Source organism: Escherichia sp. E2748 (assembly GCF_005781125.1).
GTDB lineage: Bacteria > Pseudomonadota > Gammaproteobacteria > Enterobacterales > Enterobacteriaceae > Escherichia.
Genome location: NZ_VATP01000049.1, coordinates 1 through 2,533 on the forward strand (window position 1 = coordinate 1; position 2,533 = coordinate 2,533).

Annotated in this window: 2 protein-coding genes; both read right to left on the reverse strand. The window is 42.4% G+C overall.

Annotated elements, in window-relative coordinates:
- Positions 1-1,082, reverse strand: a 1,082-nt coding sequence (locus FEK42_RS22530) for an autotransporter-associated beta strand repeat-containing protein (protein WP_346763568.1), incomplete at its 3' end; no start/stop codon positions are given.
- Between the two features lie 818 nt (positions 1,083-1,900).
- Positions 1,901-2,533 (reverse strand): autotransporter outer membrane beta-barrel domain-containing protein (locus FEK42_RS22535; protein WP_138211984.1); only part of this gene is annotated, 633 nt, incomplete at its 5' end.

The window sequence follows — 2,533 nt, forward strand, 5'->3', positions numbered from 1 at the left end:
CCTTCACTGTCGACAATATAATCGGAGTTGGGGCTGAAGGTATTTTCTTTACCTGCGCGTAGACTGCCTTTGGTTATATTGGTATCACCAGCATAGCTATTGGAACCAGATAATGTTGTCGTTCCTGAGCCAACTTGATTAATCTGGCCGTTCCCCTGAATATCGGAGGCCAGCAGAAAATCGGTACTGGAGTGATTAAAGTTTACTATCGACGTGGAGGAAGGATCTACGGCTCCCAAATGAATAAATGGCGTATTAATCGAACCAGCAGGCTGTTCAGCCTCACCTTGCGCACCACCAATATTTATAATGCCTGTTGCGCCTGGGGCAACGGTCACCAGGATAGACGAATTTGAATTAATGGTTGCATTGTTGCTAACAGTGAGGATGCCGGTAGTCGTAACCGGAACATCAGGGCTAAATCCGCCAAGAGAAATAGATTGGGCATTCAATATTGAATTTTCACCGTCAACCAGAACATCTCCATAACTAGTGAAATTTTCTGATATCCCATTGGCTGGATAAGCATATCCTATATTGAGTTGAGCTAAGGATGTGAGTGTTCCGCCATTCGTAATGTGTAGGCTACCTGTCCCCAGATTGCCAACAGTAGTATTTTTAGATGTAACTGACGAGTTTTCGCCATCAATAAACATCATCCCTTTGGCATCACCAATCCTTAGTTCCTGCAGGCCACTTATCTTACTGCCTTCTAACACATATACGGTACCGGAACCATCCCTTACACCCAGCTCCATCATGACATTAAGCTGCCAGTTGGTATGGTTTAATAAAGTGATGGAACCTTCAGCATTATTACCTATGGTAGAGTATCTGGTAATAATTGGCATATTATCAAGGAGAGCGTAGCCATTAGAGATTTCGCCCACAATCAAAAAACCAAATTGCCCCCATTTGGGATTGTAACCCTCTGAGGCAATGAGTTTTAATTCTTCATTATTATTGACGACAACTCTGGTATTATGATTTTCGGGAAGGTTAACGGCCAGAGATACTGGTGTGTATAATATTGTTGAAATGGCTATAGCCAGGGCTGATAAAGCATGTTTTGTTAACTTCATATCACTCACTTTCATCCTTAAATATAAATAGCGAGATGTGTTTTATTGCACTATTTTCTTCCTGAAGCCTTGTAAGGCGTATGTATACAAGTTATATGATAATATCTGTAATGTCGCCAGTTAGAATCTTTTTCAAGTGCTTGGTGTTCATTGTTTTTTTATGCGTTTGTGGTTTGCAAATGATGTCAATGCATTTTCTTATTGTCCTTAAATAAAATAATAATGAATTATCTGAAGGTTTCCGTAAATGAAATAAAGAAAATCTATAGGAATCATATTTATATGTTTTGGCTTTTCTTTTGTTCGGAAAAATAGCAGGGTTTGTGTGAGTTTTGCATTGAGTTGTGGGTAGATTGGATATTTCAGATTTTTGTGAAAAATATTTAATAAGCGCTATCGATAATTGTGGCAAGAGTTATTAAACCGCAGGGCGAGTCTAGCGCGCATTAAGAAAAATACAAATATATTCTCTTTTCCTGTGGGTTTTTCCTGAACGCTGAACCACTTATTAATCAACCCAGAATGATGGCTATTAGCTTCAGGGTATTGCCCTAATCACACATCATGGTCGGGTACGAAGGTAGCGTAAGAGAGGTCGGATATATGAATGCAACTAACTTCCTTTACACAGATGAAAAATAACTTGCACAACGCAGGTGTTCATACACGGTGTGTAAAGGAACTATAGTGATTTCACCCATAAATAAGCTGAATTAACTTCATCATATTTATAGTAAAAATGACTGAATGCGAGCGAATCATAAAGACCAGGGTTCGAAAAAGAGTGCCACCTGTACGTGACAGGTGGCAAAGTGGCATTAAAAGAGATATTTCATGCCCAGCATTCCCTGGGTATCACTGTAACCATTGTCGCCCAACTGCTGGGCGACATTGCCCCACAGTTGCAGACGCGGGGTAAGCTGACCTTCTACCCCCATTTTTAACTCGCCAATATTACGCGTGCCAGTAATTGCATCGCTGATGCCATCCATCTTCACGCTGTAATTGCGGGAATTATAAATCCAGTTGGCTTCCACGAAAGGCTGGAAGGAACGCTCTTTATGATCATCAATAGCATTATGACCTTGCAGATACGCTTTCACCCCCAGACGCGTTTGCAGGTTGCCTTCGGTGCTGTCCTCAACCAGCGTGCCATTGTCTTCCGTATGATTGTCTGCCTTCACATCCATCCACGTCAGTTGCATTTTGGGCTGCAACCAGTAGCTGGTGCGGGCATCAGCGCTTTCACCGAGACGGAAGGTGTAACCTGCTTCAACGGCAGCAGTGATGCCGTCAGAGTGATATTTCTCACTGGGCAGATACTCGCCGGAGACGGTGTTATCAAACCAGTTATAGAGCAACCAGCTGTCAACATAAGTCCCTGTTTTGTCTGCTTCGTTAGCGTACCAGGTGCCATACACGCCCACACTATAGCCGTGGATTTGCCCACG